Source organism: Phocaeicola sp. HCN-6420, assembly GCF_037890145.1.
Taxonomy (GTDB): domain Bacteria; phylum Bacteroidota; class Bacteroidia; order Bacteroidales; family Bacteroidaceae; genus Phocaeicola.
Window position 1 is genome coordinate 1 of sequence record NZ_JBBKBJ010000030.1, and the last position, 19,121, is coordinate 19,121.

General features: G+C 44.1%; 12 protein-coding genes. 7 read left to right on the forward strand and 5 right to left on the reverse strand.

The annotated features are described in order from the left end of the window. The 3 genes from WKT12_RS13645 to WKT12_RS13655 all read left to right on the forward strand — a co-directional run. On the forward strand, window positions 1-522 hold a 522-nt coding region (locus WKT12_RS13645), incomplete at its 5' end, for a nitroreductase family protein (protein ID WP_340320024.1). 18 nt (window positions 523-540) lie between these two features. Then, window positions 541-1,335, forward strand: coding sequence for a patatin-like phospholipase family protein (locus WKT12_RS13650; RefSeq protein WP_340320025.1), 795 nt, complete (start codon window positions 541-543; stop codon window positions 1,333-1,335). Window positions 1,336-1,368: 33 nt separating this feature from the next. Continuing rightward, window positions 1,369-3,066: an alpha-amylase family glycosyl hydrolase gene (locus tag WKT12_RS13655; protein ID WP_021970227.1), complete on the forward strand. Its 1,698-nt coding sequence runs from the start codon at window positions 1,369-1,371 to the stop codon at window positions 3,064-3,066. A gap of 95 nt (window positions 3,067-3,161) precedes the next feature. Here the strand turns inward: WKT12_RS13655 and WKT12_RS13660 are convergent, their stop codons facing one another. Both WKT12_RS13660 and WKT12_RS13665 read right to left on the reverse strand, forming a co-directional pair. Then, window positions 3,162-5,345, reverse strand: a complete 2,184-nt coding sequence (locus WKT12_RS13660; protein WP_340320026.1) for a tetratricopeptide repeat protein — start codon at window positions 5,343-5,345, stop codon at window positions 3,162-3,164. A gap of 61 nt (window positions 5,346-5,406) precedes the next feature. Next, window positions 5,407-6,321, reverse strand: coding sequence for an NAD(P)-dependent oxidoreductase (locus WKT12_RS13665; protein ID WP_340320027.1), 915 nt, complete (start codon window positions 6,319-6,321; stop codon window positions 5,407-5,409). 237 nt (window positions 6,322-6,558) lie between these two features. Between WKT12_RS13665 and mfd the strand changes: the two genes are divergently transcribed. Both mfd and WKT12_RS13675 read left to right on the forward strand, forming a co-directional pair. Next, a complete protein-coding gene (mfd, locus tag WKT12_RS13670; RefSeq protein ID WP_021970224.1) occupies window positions 6,559-9,924 on the forward strand; it encodes a transcription-repair coupling factor in 3,366 nt (1,121 codons plus the stop codon). Window positions 9,925-10,075: 151 nt separating this feature from the next. Then, window positions 10,076-11,716, forward strand: coding sequence for an ABC-F family ATP-binding cassette domain-containing protein (locus tag WKT12_RS13675; RefSeq protein ID WP_340320028.1), 1,641 nt, complete (start codon window positions 10,076-10,078; stop codon window positions 11,714-11,716). A 117-nt stretch (window positions 11,717-11,833) separates the two neighbouring features. On the opposite strand, the gene WKT12_RS13680 is transcribed toward WKT12_RS13675, so the two are convergent. The 3 genes from WKT12_RS13680 to WKT12_RS13690 are packed head-to-tail and all read right to left on the reverse strand — an operon-like array spanning window position 11,834 to window position 16,854. Beyond that, a complete protein-coding gene (locus WKT12_RS13680) occupies window positions 11,834-13,105 on the reverse strand; it encodes an MFS transporter (protein ID WP_340320029.1) in 1,272 nt (423 codons plus the stop codon). Between the two features lie 10 nt (window positions 13,106-13,115). Then, window positions 13,116-14,429, reverse strand: a complete 1,314-nt coding sequence (locus tag WKT12_RS13685; RefSeq protein WP_340320030.1) for a SpoIID/LytB domain-containing protein — start codon at window positions 14,427-14,429, stop codon at window positions 13,116-13,118. A 13-nt stretch (window positions 14,430-14,442) separates the two neighbouring features. Next, window positions 14,443-16,854: a DUF4922 domain-containing protein gene (locus WKT12_RS13690; RefSeq protein ID WP_340320032.1), complete on the reverse strand. Its 2,412-nt coding sequence runs from the start codon at window positions 16,852-16,854 to the stop codon at window positions 14,443-14,445. Window positions 16,855-16,986: 132 nt separating this feature from the next. On the opposite strand from WKT12_RS13690, the gene rlmN reads away from it, so the two are divergent. Next, complete coding sequence (gene rlmN / locus WKT12_RS13695) at window positions 16,987-18,036, forward strand: 23S rRNA (adenine(2503)-C(2))-methyltransferase RlmN (protein ID WP_340320033.1); 1,050 nt, start codon at window positions 16,987-16,989, stop codon at window positions 18,034-18,036. Between the two features lie 11 nt (window positions 18,037-18,047). Beyond that, the gene (locus WKT12_RS13700) at window positions 18,048-19,118 is read left to right on the forward strand and encodes a DUF4837 family protein (protein WP_340320035.1); all 1,071 of its coding nucleotides are present in this window, start codon (window positions 18,048-18,050) and stop codon (window positions 19,116-19,118) included. Window positions 19,119-19,121 lie beyond the last annotated feature (3 nt).

Below are 19,121 nucleotides of genomic sequence, written 5' to 3' on the forward strand. Positions count from 1 at the left end.
AAAACAGACTTTTTACAGATTATCAAGACACGGCGCAGTTGCCGCAAATATAAAGCAGAACAAATTACCGATGAAGAGCTGAAGGCTGTACTCGAAGCCGGTACGTATGCACCTACTTCACGAGGCATGCAGTCACCTTACATCGTAGCTGTACAGAATGAAGCTCAGCGCAAGCAATTGGCCGAAATGAATGCCCGCGTTATGGGCGTGACCTCCAATCCGTATTACGATGCTCCCACTTATGTGCTGGTGCTTGTTCCGGGCGATGCCAATAATCCCATACAAGACGGCAGTTGCGTACTTGAAAATATGATGCTTGCAGCCCATGCGCTGGGACTGGGCAGTTGCTGGATTCACCGTGAGCGCGAAATGTTCTCCACTCCCGAAGGAAAGGAACTGATGAAAGCATGGGGACTTCCCGAGGGGCTGGTTGGTATCGGAGCATTGGCTTTGGGATATCCGGAAGGAGAACCGGCACAGCCCAAACCACGTAAGCCCGATTACTACCGGATTATCAAATAAAAAAATAAACCTGAACCTATGACAGAAGGAAAATATCATATCGGATTTGCTTTGAGCGGAGGATTTATCCGGGGAATTGCCCATCTGGGCATGTTGCAGGCACTGTTCGAGCATAATATCCGTCCCGATATCCTGTCGGGTACCAGTGCGGGAGCTATCGTCAGTGTCTTCATAGCCGATGGCAGGCAGCCCTTCGAAATCATGGAGATGTTTTCCGACCGTTCGTTTACAGAGCTGGCAAAGGTCCGTCCGGGCAGAGAAAGTCTGTTCCAGATGGATTATTTTATCGATTTCATGAGGAGCAATCTGCGGACACGCAATCTGGAGAATCTGGAAATACCTGTCGTTGTGACGGCTACCGATTTCGATCATGGTTGTTCCGTTCACTTCACGCGTGGAGAGATAGCCCGTTGTGTGGCAGCTTCATGTTGCATACCCGTGCTGTTCGCTCCGGTCAAGATTGGAGGAGTTTATTATGTCGACGGAGGAGTATTTATGAATATTCCCGTTACCCCGATACGTGATTTATGCGACAAAGTGCTGGCACTGAACGTTTACAAGCTCGTTGCCGATGCATATAGCAAGAATCTGGCAGCCATAGCCCTCAGGGCATACCACTTCATGTTTCAGGCAAATACGTTTACCGAGCTTGAAAAAGCAGATTTGATTATTGCCCCCGATGGTCTGGGAGAATACTCGAACTACGAACTGGAAAAGGCTGAAGAAATTTTCAGTACTGGATATTTCGCAGCTTCGCAGGTGCTGGAGCAACTGGAAGAGGATGAAAAAGAGCGGTATTTTTCGTTCAGGTAAAAAAGAAGAATGTCAAAAAATACAATAATGACTATGGAACAAAATGAAAAAATGATTATTTATCAGGTTTTTACCCGTTTGTTCGGCAACAACGAAGTGAATAATGTATACAATGGAAGCTTGCAGGAGAACGGATGCGGTAAAATGGATGATTTTACAAACAAAGCATTACATGAAATAAAGAAACTGGGTGCTACACATATCTGGTATACAGGTGTGATTGCTCATGCTTCCCAAACAGACTATTCTGCATATAATATTCCCCGAAATCACCCTTCAGTGGTAAAAGGAAAGGCCGGTTCGCCTTATGCTATCCGCGATTATTATGATATCGATCCCGATTTGGCTGTCAATGTGAACCATCGCATGAAAGAATTCGAAGCACTGGTCAAACGTACGCACAGCAACGGGTTGAAGGTGATTATTGATTTCGTGCCCAATCACGTTGCCCGTCAGTATCACTCTATTGCCAAGCCTGCGGGCGTAAAGGATTTGGGCGAAGACGATGACAATACAAAGGCTTTTGATGTAAACAATAACTTTTACTACATACCGGGTACGCGTCTGGAAGGTGAAATAGACTTTTATAATGAAGAGGCGGGCACCTACGAAGAAATGCCTGCCAAGGCTACCGGAAATAACCGCTTCGATGCTTATCCGAACAAAACCGACTGGTATGAAACGGTGAAGCTGAATTACGGGGTAGACTATATGGGAAATACGGGAAATCATTTCTCACCGGTTCCTGATACTTGGAACAAGATGAAGGATATCCTGCTCTTTTGGGCTGCCAAAGGCATAGACGGTTTCCGTTGCGACATGGCGGAAATGGTACCGTGCGAGTTCTGGGGCTGGGTCATTCCTCAGGTGAAAAAGCTGCATCCGGAGCTGATTTTCATTGCCGAAGTCTATAATCCGAACGAATATCGTAATTATATCTTCAACGGACATTTCGATTACCTGTATGATAAGGTGGGGCTGTACGATACCCTTCGTGCCGTAGTATGCGGATATGGTTCGGCTACTTCTATTACGGGATGCTGGCAGAGCGTGAACGATATCCAGTCGCACATGCTGAATTTCCTGGAGAACCACGACGAACAGCGTATCGCTTCCGATTTCTTTGCAGGCGACGCCCGTAAGGCACTGCCGGCATTGCTGGTTTCGGCTTGCATGAATACCAATCCGATGATGATTTACTTCGGACAGGAACTGGGCGAGGAAGGTATGGACAGCGAAGGATTCAGCGGACGCGACGGACGTACCACCATCTTCGATTACTGGAGTGTTGACAGCATCCGAAGATGGAATAACCACGGACGCTACAATCTTCACCTGCTGAATGACAAGGAGAAAGAGCTTCGCCGGTTTTATTACCATGTACTGAACTTGTGTAATGAGGAAAAGGCCATCTCGCAAGGTGAATTCTTCGACTTGATGTATGCCAATCAGGGAAACTGGTTGATGAATGAACATCGTCAGTTTGCGTTCATCCGCAAGCATGCCAACGAAGTGTTGCTGATACTTGTCAATTTCGATGAGATGCCGATGCCGGTTTCGGTCAATGTTCCGCGTCATGCGTTTGAGTATTTGCAGATGCCGGAAAGCGAAACCGTACAGACAGTGGACTTGCTGACGGGAGAAAAAGGAACCATTTCCTTTACAAGCGAGAAGCCAGTAGCCGTTGAACTGCCGGGCTGGGGCGGAAAGATCCTGAAAATGACAATCTGACCTTCGCGCAGATGTGACAGAAACTGAATATAAAAAGACACTCCTTCAAATGCTTTTGCCTTGTGATGCAAAGAAAATCGAAGGAGTGTCTTTTTTTATAGCATGTCTGGAACCAGATAGATATTCTCTTCTGGGATGCCTTGCTCCAGCAGTGCATTCTTATCTGCGAGATAGAGCTTCATAAATTCATCGTGTGTCTGGCAGTTGCTTTCCACATGGCGATAACATTCGAGAGCCTGTCGGATATTATTTTGTGCCAGATAAACGTGTCCGGCATTTAGCCAGTCGGACGATTGCGACTCGTCGGAGTGCAGTAACTTGTCGAAGAAGCGAACAGCTTCATCATATTTCCCAGTCATAAAGTAGCACCATCCTATTGCTCTTTGTGCATTAGCCGGAGCTTTATCCAGGTATTCTACTTTAAAGAAATAGGTCAGTGCCTTATCGTACATACGGAGGTTGGCCAGACATTGTCCGATTTGCAGAAGCAGATTTAAGTTCTCCGGCTGCATTGTTTCAATTTTGTACAAGCATTCCAACGCTTCCTGATATTGCTGCTGCCGTTTATAGCATTGTGCCATTTGTTTTAATGTCCATATATGATCTGGTTTCAGCAGGTCGGCCTGTATGTAGGCTTGTAATGCCTTGGAATATTCTTTCATTTTCTGGTAGCAGAATCCTGTTTTCCTCCAGATATCGTCGTCCATGTTTTCTCCGCACTGCAAAAGGTCTTTGTAAATTTCGCATGCCTCTTGAAAATATTCTTTCGAGAACAAGTAGTCGGCTATATGCTTCAGTGCTTCCGGTGTATGTGTCAGTGGTTTCAGCGCCTCACATTTCCAAAGGGCAAGTTCGTCGGTAAAGATGTCGTGCATCTCGTTGCGGTACATCCACAACTTAAAGAAGCGATACAAGTCGTGTATATATTGGCGGCTGACGTTCTCGGATTTCTTTTCAGCCTTTATATAGTTGGAAAGTAAGTCTTGCCCTTCACCAATCATTTCATTCTGCATGGAAAACTCTGTTGCCAAGATTTCCAACTGGTCGGAAGGAACGCTTTGCAGGGTAAGACAGAATGAATATTTGTCCGAATTGCAGAACATGGTCGACTCCATGAGTGTACCTATGATAGATTTCTCACCCTCTATATTTTTCTGCTTGAATACTTGAGCTACATCCGGCTGCTGGCGGTCGAACGGATAAAACCAGTGTGCTGCCTGACGGAAGAAAGGATACGACTTGAGCTGCGAGAAGGCACTCATGTAAGTATCGGCTCCTTCCGACTGCAAGGCACCCAGTTCGTGCAGATATTCCTCCACCCGTTTGATTTCTTTTTCCCATTCCGGATTCTTGTCTTCCATATCCTCCAGGTCGAAGATCTTCTGTCCCGGATGCATCATCTCCGGTGAAATTTTCATGTTCGGAATAATTTCTTCGCGCATTTTCTTGTCTATTTTTTCTGTTTCGCGCGAGAGGAGTAAGATAATCTGGATTTTGTTCAGCTCCTGAGCTACGGGAGTAGAATCGTTTAAGAGCGATAGAGCTTCCTTCAGCTCGGGATACAGTTGCAGTCGCTTCTCCTGATAATAGGTTGCCAAGGCGATACCTGTTAATGCACGCTGGGTAACGATTGCCTCGCTATGAGTCTGATAGGCTTTTATAAGGAACTGAAACTTGCGGCTGTCGAACAGTTGCAGTAAGCTTAATGTTACGGCACTAATCATGACTGCCACGTCGTTTGCTGGAACGAGCAATGACTCCAATATTGCATTGGAGCCTGCCAGATCTTCGTCCGTCCAGTGTGTCGATATCCATATTTTGTCGAACAATTCGGTTACATCTTTTTCATGACGTGCGTAAATGTCGTCTATCGATTTGCTGCGGCTCTTGTCGTCCATTATTGAAATTTGTGCCATTCCCAAGTCTTCGCTGAATGCTTCAAGGCTGAGGCAATAATCGCGGAAGCTTTTCGATTCAAACTGTTTCATGACGCGATACTTTCCCTGTTGGTAGCCGCTTCCGGTGTGGTACTTGCGTATAAGTTCGGCACTATCGGCAAGTTCGTATGCTCTACGCAGCAGTTTATGATACAGTTTGTTCCTTTCCGGATCTTCCATACCCTGCGAGGCATATTGTAACATGTAGTTATAAGTCGTTTGGAGATTCTCTATTTCTGATGAGAGTTTCCAGTCATCGGCTTCATGTGCCAAGGCCGAGAGTTGTACGAGTGCTTCTTTCACCCGCTTTTTGTCTAAGTATTCGATGACATCGTTATACATAACAGTTAAAGGGTCTGATTAGAGAAATAATATTAAGTGTATGTTTATCAGTATTTACTGGTTATTTGTTGGCTGATTCCTGAAAATAGTAATCGATATTAGCCAAAGCCTTTTGTGAAAGTCTTTCTATACTTTGGATTGATTTTCCTGAGATATAAGGAGTATATAGAAGGTTTTTACACGATTTCAGGTCTTCGTACACGTTCCCCATTCCGGTGGCATCGCACAGATAATAATTGCCGTCTGAAGCATTAAGCCAGTCTTTCATAGCTGCAACATCGAATGTTGGTCCTACCGAAGTGTTTACTATGATTTTATGATTACCCAGTATGGAAAACTCTCTTTTTCCAAGCAGGTAATTGTTTCGGGGAATACATGTGCAGATGATTTCGTTCTTTTCCAACAGCTCATCAAGCGGCATATAGGTATATCCGGCATCATCGGCTTCTGGCTTTCTGTTGCGGCTGAAGTAGCTGACCTCTGCTCCAAAAAACTTTAAAGCATCGGCAACCATTCGTCCTGTTTTTCCCATACCGATGATTCCTGTTTTACATTTAGTCAGTTCTGTACTATCTTTGTGCCAGCGTATGCCTCCGAATCCATGCAGCAGGCGTACCAGTTCGCTTATCACATATTCTGCAACTCCTTCATCACCATAGTCTTTTACTCCCAATACGGTGATACCTCTTTTCCGTGCTTCTATAACATCTACGTTACAACTTTCTGGATTATAGAGTGTGCAGCACATACCAATGTAGCGTATGTTGCGGCAGGCATCGAGTACATTTCTTCTGATTGGTGTACGAAATGAAACTAACAGACAGTCTGCATCTGCGATGCGTTCTATTACAATATTCTCATCTTGTGGAAAATCGTGATAGATCACGACTTCGTCGCCTAAATTTTGCAGTTGCTGTAGAGCTTTCTCGTTGAGCAATGTTTCATCTACTGCTACTATTTTTTTGAATTTGGCCATTCTTTCTTCTCGTTTTTTACTATTCGGAGGTTTTGCTTTTTGCAAAGTTATTCATTCTTTCTGTTTTTTTGCGGGTAAAATTGTTTATTTTGGAGTTCTAAAACTTATTTGTCCTTCTTCAAGCCTTGTTTATTTTGTTCTGTACAGAAATAATTTTATAATTTTGCAATGTTTATTTTATTGAGAGATCTTCTGTCCGTGAGATAAGAAGATAAGACTTTACTATTGACGAAAACAATGGAAATAACTGAACTTCAATCGCGTTATACTCGTCATCCTGCAGTGGAAGGGCTGGCGAAAACTTTACGAAACAATGATATACGTACTGTGTTTTTGGAGGGAACGCATGCTTCGTGTGCTTCTTTGTTTGCTTCCTGCTTTATCAAGTCGGTGCCGGGAGTATATCTTTTCATTTTAAATGATCAGGAAGAGGCCGGATATTTCTATCACGATATGGTACAAGTGAATGGAGACGAACAGATATTGTTTTTTCCTTCCTCTTATCGGCGCGCCATCAAGTACGGACAAAAGGATGCTGCCAACGAGATACTTCGAACCGAAGTGCTGAGCCGTCTGGAGAAAAACGAGCCGGTTGCAGTGGTAACTTATCCCGATGCTCTGGCAGAGAAAGTCGTTTCTCAAAAAGTGTTGAGTGATAAAACTTTGAAACTGAATGTCGGACAGCATATTGATACTGAGGAAATAACCAAGACGCTATCCGATTATGGTTTTGAACATGTAGACTATGTATACGAGCCGGGGCAGTTTGCTACACGTGGAAGTATAATCGATGTTTATTCTTTCGCTTCTGAATATCCTTACCGAATAGACTTTTTCGGTGATGAAATAGATAGTATACGAACTTTTGAGGTCGAAAGCCAGCTGTCGCGCGAGAAGAAAGATTCCGTGAGCATTGTTCCGGAACTGGCACAGGCTGTAGATGGTGATATTAGTTTCCTGAGCTTTATCCCACGTGAAACCGTTTTATGGGTAAAAGATCTGTTGTGGGTTCGTGAGCGCATTCAGACAGTACACGATGAGGCGCTTTCTCCACAGGCACTGACCGCTTACGAAGGCGAACAGACCGACTTGATGAATCTGGAACGTAAGCTGATAGACGGATCGGAATTTACGACGGAATCACTGGATTTCCGGCGAATTGATTTCGGACATAAGGCGGTCGGGACACCTCAGGCAACGCTGAAGTTCGAAACATCCGTCCAGCCTATTTTCCATAAGAACTTTGATTTGGTGGCAAGTACCTTTACGGATTACCTGCAGCGGGGATATACTTTATACATTTGTTCTGACAGTGTAAAACAGACCGACCGTCTGGTCGATATTTTCCGTGAACGAGGCGATAAAATTGATTTTACGGCTGTAGACCGCACCTTGCACGAGGGATTCATCGACCATACGTTGCATTGCTGTATTTTTACCGATCATCAGATATTCGACCGTTTCCATAAATATAATTTGCGCAGTGATAAGGCGAGAAGTGGAAAGGTTGCACTTTCACTGAAAGAATTGAATATGTTCGAGCCGGGCGACTATGTGGTACATATCGACCACGGTATCGGAAAGTTTGCCGGACTGGTACGTATTCCGAATGGAAATACTACGCAGGAAGTCATCAAACTGGTGTATCAGAATGATGATGTTGTGTTTGTTTCCATTCATTCTCTGCATAAAATTTCCAAATACAAGGGTAAGGAAGGCGAGCAGCCTCGTATCAGTAAGCTGGGTACGGGAGCATGGGAGAAAATAAAGGAACGTACTAAGACCAAGATTAAGGATATCGCCCGCGACCTGATAAAACTCTATTCGCAGCGTAAGCAGGAAAAAGGCTTCAAGTATAGTCCCGACAGCTTTTTGCAGCATGAGCTGGAGGCAAGCTTTATTTATGAAGATACTCCCGACCAGTTGAAGGCTACTCAAGAGGTAAAGGCAGATATGGAAAGCGATCGTCCGATGGACCGTCTGGTGTGTGGTGATGTCGGCTTTGGAAAGACGGAGGTTGCCATACGTGCTGCCTTCAAGGCTGTAGCCGACAATAAGCAGGTTGCTGTGCTTGTACCGACTACGGTACTGGCTTATCAGCACTATCAGACTTTCTGCAAGCGTCTGGAAGGAATGCCTTGCAAAGTGGAATATCTGAGTCGTGCCCGTACGGCGAAAGATACGTCCCGCATCCTGAAGGAACTGGAAGCAGGTACGATCAATATATTGATAGGTACACATAAGATTATCGGTAAGAGTGTGAAGTTTCACGACTTGGGCTTGCTCATTGTGGATGAAGAGCAGAAGTTCGGAGTGAGTGTGAAAGAAAAACTGCGCCAGATTAAGGTGAATGTAGATACCCTTACCATGACGGCTACACCGATTCCGCGAACACTTCAGTTCTCGTTGATGGGAGCCCGCGACTTGTCGGTTATCCAGACTCCGCCACCCAACCGTTATCCGATTCAGACCGAGGTGCATACGTTTAACGAAGAAATCATTACCGAAGCGATTAACTTTGAAATGAGCCGTAACGGTCAGGTGTTCTTTGTGAATAACCGCATACAGAACTTGGCGGAACTGAAAGCAATGATCGTGCGTAATATTCCGGATTGCCGTGTATGTATCGGTCATGGACAGATGCAGCCCGAAGAGCTGGAAAAGATAATCTTCGGTTTCGTGAATTATGATTACGATGTGCTGCTTGCCACTACCATTATCGAGAGTGGAATTGATATCCCGAATGCCAATACGATTATTATCAATCAGGCACAGAACTTCGGATTGAGTGACTTGCATCAGATGCGCGGACGTGTGGGACGAAGTAACAAAAAGGCTTTCTGTTATTTGCTGGCTCCTCCTTTATCGTCTTTGACTCCCGAAGCCAAGCGCCGTCTTCAGGCTATCGAAAATTTCAGCGATCTGGGAAGCGGTATACATATTGCCATGCAGGACCTGGATATTCGTGGTGCCGGTAATATGCTGGGAGCCGAACAGAGTGGCTTTATTGCCGACCTGGGTTATGAAACTTATCAGAAGATTCTGTCGGAAGCTGTGACGGAACTGAAGAATGATGAGTTTGCCGATCTTTATGCCGATGAGATTAAGGCTGGAGAGGAAAAGATCAGCGGCGAAGATTTCGTTGACGAATGTACCGTGGAAAGTGATCTGGAATTGTTGTTCCCCAACGAATATATTCCGAGCAGCAGTGAACGAATGTTGCTTTATCGTGAGCTGGATAAATTGGAACTCGACCGGGATGTGGAGGCTTTCAAGGCTCGTCTGGTAGACCGCTTTGGCAAGATTCCGCCCGAAGGCGAAGAACTGATCCGTATTGTACCTCTCCGTCGTCTGGCAAAACGCCTTGGCGTAGAAAAGGCTGTGCTGAAGGGGGGTAAGATGATTCTTTATTTTGTAAGCAATCCGGATAGTCCGTATTATCAGAGTGCAGCTTTCGGTAAGATTATCGATTACATGGCAAAGTATCCGCGGGTATGCAACTTGCGTGAACAGAACGGACGACGCAGCATGACCGTAAAGGACATAAACGATGTGGATTCGGCAGTCCGTATCTTGCAGGAAATTGTGAGTCTGGGTTCTTGATAGGGAACGGGGTTCGCAAGGTATTTGTTTATTCGGATATCGGATAGAAGATGTTGTGTAAGGAGCAGGCGATGAAGATAAAACTGGCGGGAAGGCTTCTCTGCTTTTTTGAATTAAATGATGTAATTTATATACTAAGACGTAAAATTTTATGATTTCAGTAGATGGACTTACCGTCGAGTTTGGCGGAACCACCTTATTTAGTGACATTAGTTTTCAGATTAATGAAAGAGACCGTATTGCCCTGATGGGAAAGAATGGGGCTGGAAAATCGACTTTGTTGAAAATATTGGCCGGAGTACGCCAGCCAACACGTGGAAAAGTAACAGCACCCAAAGACTGTGTGGTTGCTTATCTGCCTCAGCATCTGATGACAGAAGACGGACGTACGGTGTTCGAGGAAGCATCGCAGGCTTTTGCTCACCTTCGTGAAATGGAGGAAGAAATAGAACGCATGAATAACGAACTGGCTACCCGTACCGACTACGAGAGTGATTCGTACATGGAGCTGATAGAAAAAGTTGCTGCGATGAGCGAGAAGTTTTACGCCATCGATATGACTCATTTTGAAGAAGACGTAGAGAAAGCTTTGCTCGGACTTGGTTTTGTGCGTGAAGACTTCAACCGTCCTACCAGCGATTTCAGCGGAGGATGGCGCATGCGTATCGAGCTGGCCAAGTTGCTGTTGCAGAATCCGGATGTGTTGTTGCTGGACGAGCCGACCAATCATCTGGACATTGAGTCTATCGGGTGGCTGGAAGAATTTCTGATTAATAGTGCCAAGGCAGTAGTCGTTATCAGTCACGACCGTAAGTTTGTCGACAATATTACTACACGTACCATCGAAGTGACAATGGGGCGTATCTACGATTATAAGGTAAACTATTCACAGTATCTTGTATTGCGTAAAGAACGTCGCGAACAACAGATGAAGCAATACGAGGAGCAGCAGAAGATGATTCAGGAAACGAAAGATTTTATCGAACGTTTCAAGGGAACATACAGTAAGACTCTTCAGGTACAAAGCCGTGTGAAGATGCTGGAGAAGCTGGAACTTATTGAGGTTGATGAAGAAGATACTTCTGCACTCCGGCTTAAATTTCCGCCTTCTCCCCGAAGCGGAAGTTATCCGGTCATTATGGAAGGAGTGGGCAAGACGTATGGTGACCACGTTGTTTTCCGTAATGCTAATCTCACGATAGAACGTGGTGATAAAGTAGCCTTTGTCGGGAAAAACGGAGAGGGTAAGTCTACATTGGTAAAATGTATCATGGGAGAGATAGAACATGAGGGAACATTGACACTGGGGCACAATGTGCAGATTGGTTACTTTGCACAAAATCAGGCTTCTTTGCTGGATGAAAATCTGACCGTCTTTCAGACAATCGATGATGTGGCAAAGGGGGAAATCCGAAACAAGATACGCGACCTGCTTGGAGCCTTTATGTTTGGCGGGCCGGAGGAGTCGATGAAGAAAGTAAAAGTGCTTTCGGGAGGAGAACGTACTCGTCTTGCAATGATTAAGTTGTTGCTCGAACCCGTAAATCTGCTGATTCTGGATGAGCCTACCAATCATCTTGACATGAAGACAAAAGATATTTTGAAGCAGGCACTGATGGATTTCGACGGAACACTGATTGTGGTATCGCACGATCGTGATTTCTTGGACGGGCTGGTTTCGAAGGTATACGAATTCGGCAATCAGCGTGTGAAAGAACATTTGTGTGGCATCTATGAGTTTCTTGAAGCTAAGAAAATGGAAAATCTGCGAGAACTGGAAAGAAAGAATTGATGATTTTATAAATACGTGTATTATATTCATCACCATGAATAAGAAAAAACATCACCGGAAATTCAGCAATTCCCGGTGATGTTTTTTCTTATTTGTCAGCATGTTTTGGAAAACTGTTTATTCGGCTTGCTTTTTTCCAAATTCAGGGTCTATTTTCAATAGAGCAGTTACGCCGAAAGTAGCGGCACAACATACCATGATCCAGAGGAAGAAATGCTGATACCCCAGAAGCTCCTGCATCCATCCGGCTATCATGCCGGGAAGCATCATACCCAGTGCCATGAAAGCAGTACAGATAGCGTAGTGTGCTGTACTGTGGTTTCCCCGAGAAAAATAAATAAGATACAGCATGTATGCCGTGAAACCGAATCCGTAGCCGAACTGTTCGATGAAAATGCAGACATTGATCCACAGCAGGTTTGTTTCCTGAAAATAGCTTAGAAAAACATAAACCAGATCGGGAAGTGATATTGCCCACACCATGTACCATAGCCATTGCTTCAATCCATGTCGTGCCACAGCCATACCTCCCAGTATGCCTCCCAGTGTAAGTCCGATGATTCCGATAGTACCCTGGGTAAATCCTATTTGTTCGGTTGTCATGCCCAAGCCTCCTTTTGAAACCGGATCGAGCAGGAAAGGTATACTCATCTTTGCCAGTTGGGCTTCCGGCAGGCGGTACAGCAACATGAATAGAATGGCAATGCCTGCTTGATCCTTTCTGAAAAACGAACGGAATGTCAGTAGAAATTCTTTAAATAATCCCGATGCAGATGTCTTTGCCGCAGCCTTGTCGCTTGCCGGACGTGGCAGTATAAAGGAATGATAGAGCCATAAGGCAAGAAATATGCCGGCCAGAACAAGAAAGGTGATGCTCCATGCATAAGGAATATTTGCACTGGTCTTTTCCAAATATCCGGCAATCATGACCAGCAATCCTTGTCCGGCAATCGTTGCGATGCGATAGAAGGTGCTTCGTATACCGACAAATAAAGCTTGTTCGTGACTGTTCAGTCCCAGCATATAGAATCCGTCGGCAGCAATGTCGTGTGTTGCTGAGCTAAAGGCCATAAGCCAGAAGATAGCAAGCGTTGTCTGGAAAAAATGTTCGGTAGGAATAGTGAAAGCAATTCCCGCCAGTCCGGCTCCGATGAACAACTGCATGAGTGTTATCCACCAGCGCTTGGTACGGAGTAAATCGACAAACGGACTCCATAACGGTTTGATAACCCATGGCAGGTTCAGCCAGCTTGTATAGAGAGCAACTTCGGCATTCGAGATGCCCATGCGCTTATACATGACAAGTGATAGAGTCATGACTGCTATGTAAGGTAATCCTTCGGCAAAATACAGCGTCGGGACCCACGACCAGGGGGATTGCTTTTTCATGATGGAAATATTAATACAGTTTTCTTATATCTGCTCCTTTATAATAATGAAGCAGGATTTCATTGTAATTATAGCCTTGCTCACCCATTACAGCTGCTCCAATTTGACAGAGACCTACACCATGTCCCCATCCGGCTCCAGTGAGCTCGAACCATGCAGGTACGCCATTGGCATCAGTTTCTCCTTTATCCACGATAAAGGCTGAGCTGAACAAATGAGTAGGAGATAGTGTGCGGCGTATTTCCAACTCTTTTCCTATGATAAGTGTCTTTTCGGTACCAACTATTTTCAGCTTGCAAATGCGCCCCGATTTTCCTCGTTCTACAGGGATGAGATCGATTATTTTTCCATAGTCGTTCTTTGTGTTATTACGAATCAATTCGGAAAGCTCCTCTTGTGTGTAGCGGACTTTCCAGCGGTAGAAGTTGGTTGTTTCCTGATCGTAGTTGTTCAGAATCTGTGAGATAATCGCCTTGTCGTTCGTATAACAGAAGCTCTCAGGAGTGCTTCGTATCCACTTTTCTGCTTCACTTTCCAAAGTCAGATCGGGCAATACTCCTTCTTCCTTTGTATCACGTACCGCACTCAGGTATGGATAATTCTTATCTTCCCAGCAAGTGTTGAATACTTCGCTTACTCCTCCACAGCATTTGGAGAAGCGTGCATCGCAGATGCTGTTTTTATACATCAGTACCTGACCTTGTGTCGCTTTGACTGCTTCGACAACACTCTTGTTAGATGCTTTTGTTATGCCTTGGTAGCGCTGGCAGTGATCGTCGGCACATACGTCGAATATGGTATGGTCTTCGCGATCGTACCACCGGATATATTCAGTATCAGTCTTGATGAAAGAAAAGAATCCGTTGTCGTGTTTGCTCATCGCTTTACGCTTCTCTATCTGGGCAAGCAGCCAGCTTCTGGAAATGACGGCATGAGCCTTCAGAAACTCAGGAGAGGAGGTGGCATTCATCTCGGACGAAATGACGCTGATGAGGTAATCCTCGGCCGGCAGAATATTGATGGCTGTAATCTTTCCTTCGTCCACTACCAACTTGAGCGTACCGTTGAAGTGCTGAGTTTCCTGACGTTCCCAATGAAAATTGATGCCAATGGTTACATCATACAAGGAGAAAGAGGCCTCGTCTTCTACGGGTGTGAAGGTAAGCTCGCGGTATACGTTGCCGTTCCACAAGATTCCTCCTTCATCAAAAGACACAACCTGATTGCCGGTAACAGTTTCACCTTTCGCCAGGAAATGTGAATTGAGTGTAAAATGAATCTCTTGAGCATTGACAATGCCCACGCTTATTTCTGGTTCTTTCATGATGCGCTAAGTGTTAATTGCTGTATGATACTTCTTTATATATTTGTAAGATATCTTGTTCTGTTATTTTGTCAAAATCTTCCTTGCGGGGAGTGACTAATAATCCTGCCATATCGAGTGCTCCCGGGCTGACAAGAATCTGTGCATTGCCGGATGCTGTATAGCAGGCCGGACGATGTTTCTCTCGTGGAAGGTATACTACGGTGAAACCGCGTACGGGGTCGTTCCACGCAAACAGATTATATCTGGGTTCATATTCTCCGTCATGTATTGGAAGGGTATGCAGATATTCTTCTATCAGTTCCGGACTTGTTGTCATAGATTGGTCAGTAACAAAAGCCTGAATCGGGCAGATATAATTTGTTATCTGATAAGAACGACATCTACTTCCGTTAACCATGTTTTGCTCTTTTGTACAGACAGCTGTAGACATTAGTCTGTCCCATTGGCGAATCAAAGGGATATCATTTTGCAGTACAGCTTGAAAATGGAAATGGTCGGGGGCGGAAGCTCCACATTTTGCACCGTTGTAGAATACAGCATATCCGGGCTCAAAATGTGTTTCAAGCCAATTTACTAATCCACCGGGAAGCTGACGTTCTGTCTTGTCGGCAAGTATCTGGTCCTGATGCTTCAAACTGGAGATTGTAAGATGTCCATGAAGTATCGGATAAGGGTTTACGCGTAAGCTGAAAGGTTCGTTTAATGAAATAATGATTTCATCTTGTCCCTTAGGCTTGTTTTCGGAGCATAAAAAGCAAGGACGTGCTTCTATCGATGCCTTGTCGATTTTAGCACATGTAGAAACAGCCCGTGCCGGATTGAATTGTACGGTTATCGTATTACCATTCAAATGGAACGTACGCGTTTCTATTTTGTCAAGTGCTTCGTGGTTGGTTCGTGCTGTCTGCCATTTAGCTAATTGACTTTCAAAGAAAAGCTCACCGGGGTGTTTCTTCTTGTTCATGTCATGGCGCAGTTTCATTTCCAAGGTACGCAGACTATCTTTATAACTGTTGTTTAAGTTGACTTTCTCAATGCTTAGTGCTGCGTCGGAATTGCCTTCCCATCGGCGGCATAAGTACAATACATCGTAGATACGTCCGATATGGTAGCTACGTGAAAAGGCCAGTCCGAGTGCATAATCTTCTCCGTAACTGGTGTTCGGTACACGAATCTTTCGTAGGAGAGGAGTGTAGAATGCACGGGGAGCTCCCAGCCCATTGATGCGTAAAGCATTATTATGCCCATTTTCGTCTGTCCATTCTTTATGGTCGATAACTCCAGGAGGAAGAGTTTGTAAGGCAAAATCTGTCATGCGATAAGAACCGATGACCATGGCGCATTGTTCTTTATAGAATTTATCGACAATAGTTTGCAGCGTATCCGGACTGCTATATAGATCATCGCTATCTAACTGTATGGCAAAGCGGCCGCATTGTGCGTGGTTTATACCTAAATTCCAGCATCCGCCTATTCCCAAATCAGTCCGCTCAGGTATCAGATGGATGACTTTGGAATTATTTTTATAATGCTCGATAATTTCACTTGTTCCGTCGGTAGAGTGATTATCGATAATAATCAGGTTAAAAGGAAAACGGGTTTTCTGTTCCAGTACGGAACGAATTGCATCGTCGATAGTACGAGCGCGGTTACGTACCGGTATAATGACCGAAGCTTCGTAAAGAAAATTTCCTTCACTTACATCTATGGTACATCGGGTTGGTACAAGATAAGTTCCACTTTTCTTTAGGTGCCGGGTGAAAACCACTTCCCGCTCTATTTGTACTTGACGGTTGCGCGGGTCTACGTAGTCAAATTGTTTTTCACCAGATTTGCGTAAATCTATTTCGGCTTCGGTATAGAGATACTCCCGTATATGAGTCAGCTCACCATACCGTGATAAGGCCAGGCGTAAGGCATACAGTGCAGAATAATGATATTCATCTTCGGATGTTATTTCATCGACAGCTTTCTTCAATGTCTCGGAACGAAACATAAGTAAAGAACCGAAGTCAAAATCATCACGTACGCTTCCCAACTGGTAGTCGATGACCGGATGAGGCTTTCTCTCTCCTTTTACTATTTTGTAATGATCGGCATATACCATACAGCATTGAGGCGCTGAAAGATAATCGCACATGCGTTCGATTGCCATATAACCCAGTTCGAAATTATGTACTTGTGTGTAGATTAACGTGTATGGTGTATTGGCGTACTGAGCTATTTGCTTATATCTTTCGGTCGAATCGGTTGGTGATGCAGGTAGAAGGTGGCATCTTTCCGGCAGTTTGATGTTCGTATCAGACTGTGCTGATAGTAAGAATATCTGGTCTATGCTGGGGCATGCCAGCAATTCGCCTATTGTTTTATCAAATTGATTTTCACTTCCGTAAGGAAGAAAACATGTGACTGTTTTATTCATATTTAATACATTTATAAGGACAAAGATAGGCAATATATCTTATTTTTTGCCTAACTTTGTGCGCTAATTGTATAGAATGGAATATTCTTTTGTACAGATTATTTGTTCAACTTGTGCAAAAACGGTGAAATAATGACAGATTTAAAAACTCCCTTATTGGGAAAGACTTTAAGTGAGCTGCAATGTATCGTGCGCGATTTGGGTATGCCTGCTTTTACGGCAAAGCAAATCGCCGGATGGCTATATGATAAAAAGGTGTTTTCGATAGACGAGATGACCAACTTGTCATTGAAGAACCGTGAACGTTTGAAAGAAAATTATGAAGTAGGGGCAACTCCACCTGTTCACGAGATGCGTTCGGTGGATGGAACCGTAAAATATTTGTTTTGTACTCCCGAGGGGGATTATATCGAATCCGTGTATATTCCTGATGATGATCGTGCTACATTGTGTGTTTCATCGCAGGTGGGCTGTAAGATGAATTGTAAATTTTGTATGACAGGTAAACAGGGATATACTAATAGCCTGACCCCAGCGCAGATATTGAATCAGGTATATTCTGTACCAGAACGTGATACTTTGACAAATATTGTGTTCATGGGAATGGGAGAACCTTTTGATAATTTGGATGCAGTGTTACGTTCGTTGGAGATTCTTACGGCTGATTATGGCTATGCATGGAGTCCGAAACGAATTACCGTATCGACGGTAGGATTGCGGAAAGGTCTGGAACGTTTCCTGGAAGAAAGTGATTGCCATTTGGCCGTCAGCTTGCATTCACCGTTCCCGTCGCAGCGTGGAGAACTGATGCCGGCGGAGAAGGCTTTTTCCATTACCGAAATCGTTGATATACTTAAACGTTATGATTTTAGTAAGCAACGTCGTTTGTCTTTTGAATATATTGTGTTCAAGGGAGTGAACGATAGTATGATATATGCCAAAGAACTGATAAAGTTGCTGCGTGGGTTAGATTGCCGTATCAATCTTATACGTTTTCATGCTATTCCGAATGTTGATTTGGAAGGTACGGATATGGATGCTATGATTGCATTCCGCGACTATCTGACACAGCACGGCGTATTTGCAACTATTCGTGCTTCACGTGGTGAAGATATTTTTGCTGCATGTGGAATGTTGTCTACAGCAAAACAGCAAGCAGAAAAAAAGAAAGATACTAACTAAATAAAGAAATTATGAAGCGTTTAGCCTTTTATCTGAGTCTGGCACTTGTTGTGCTGGCATTAGCTTCTTGTAAGGGAGATGGAAAAAGTCTTATAACTCCAGCTTCCAGTGGCCGCCCTTATGAAGTATTGGTAGTAGCCGATGATAATTGTTGGATGAGTCCCGATAGTGCACTCTATCATGTACTGGATACAGATGTGCCTGGATTGCCCCAGCCGGAGCGTTCATTTCGTATATCACGGGTTCGTACTGCTTATTATGACCGTACGATGCGTTTGTTCCGTAATATTATTCTTGTAGATATTAATCCGAAAGCCTATACTCAGGTAAAGTTTAAATATTCACGTGATGTTTATTCTTCTCCTCAGATGATTATGACAATTCAGGCTCCTAATCAAAAAGAATTTGATGATTATGTTTCCCGTAATGGTAATTTGATCATTGATTTCTTTACACGGGCAGAAATGAACCGTGAGATTAAAATGTTGGAGAAAAAACATAATCAAGTTGTTTCAGCAAAAGTTGGAAGTCTTTTTGATTGTGATATTTGGATGCCGATTGAAATGGAATCCTATAAGGAAGGAAAAGACTTTTTCTGGTCATCTACCAATTTGAATGATTTGAACTTTGTGATGTATACTTTCCCGTTCAAGGATAAGGATACGTTTACAAAGGCATATTTTATTCATAAGCGTGATTCTGTAATGAAAATAAATATACCGGGTGAACGTGAAGGTATGTACATGGAAACAGCTGATTCTTCTTTAGTCGATGTGAGAAATATTGCTGTAAAAGGTGATTATGCATTTGAAGTTCGCGGATTATGGGAAATGAAAAATGACGCTATGGGTGGTCCGTTTGTTGCACACATGCGGGTTGACCGTGCGAACGCTCGTGTAATAGTAGTTGAAGGCTTTGTTTATAATCCGGGCCGACTGAAACGTGATCAGATTCGCCGATTGAATGCAGCTCTGTATACTTTGAGATTGCCTTCCGAAAAAACGGTATCGGAAATACCTGTGGATGGAGCACTGACAGAAGAGAAAGTAGAACATAAAGCAGAACAAACTAGCAATAAATAAGAA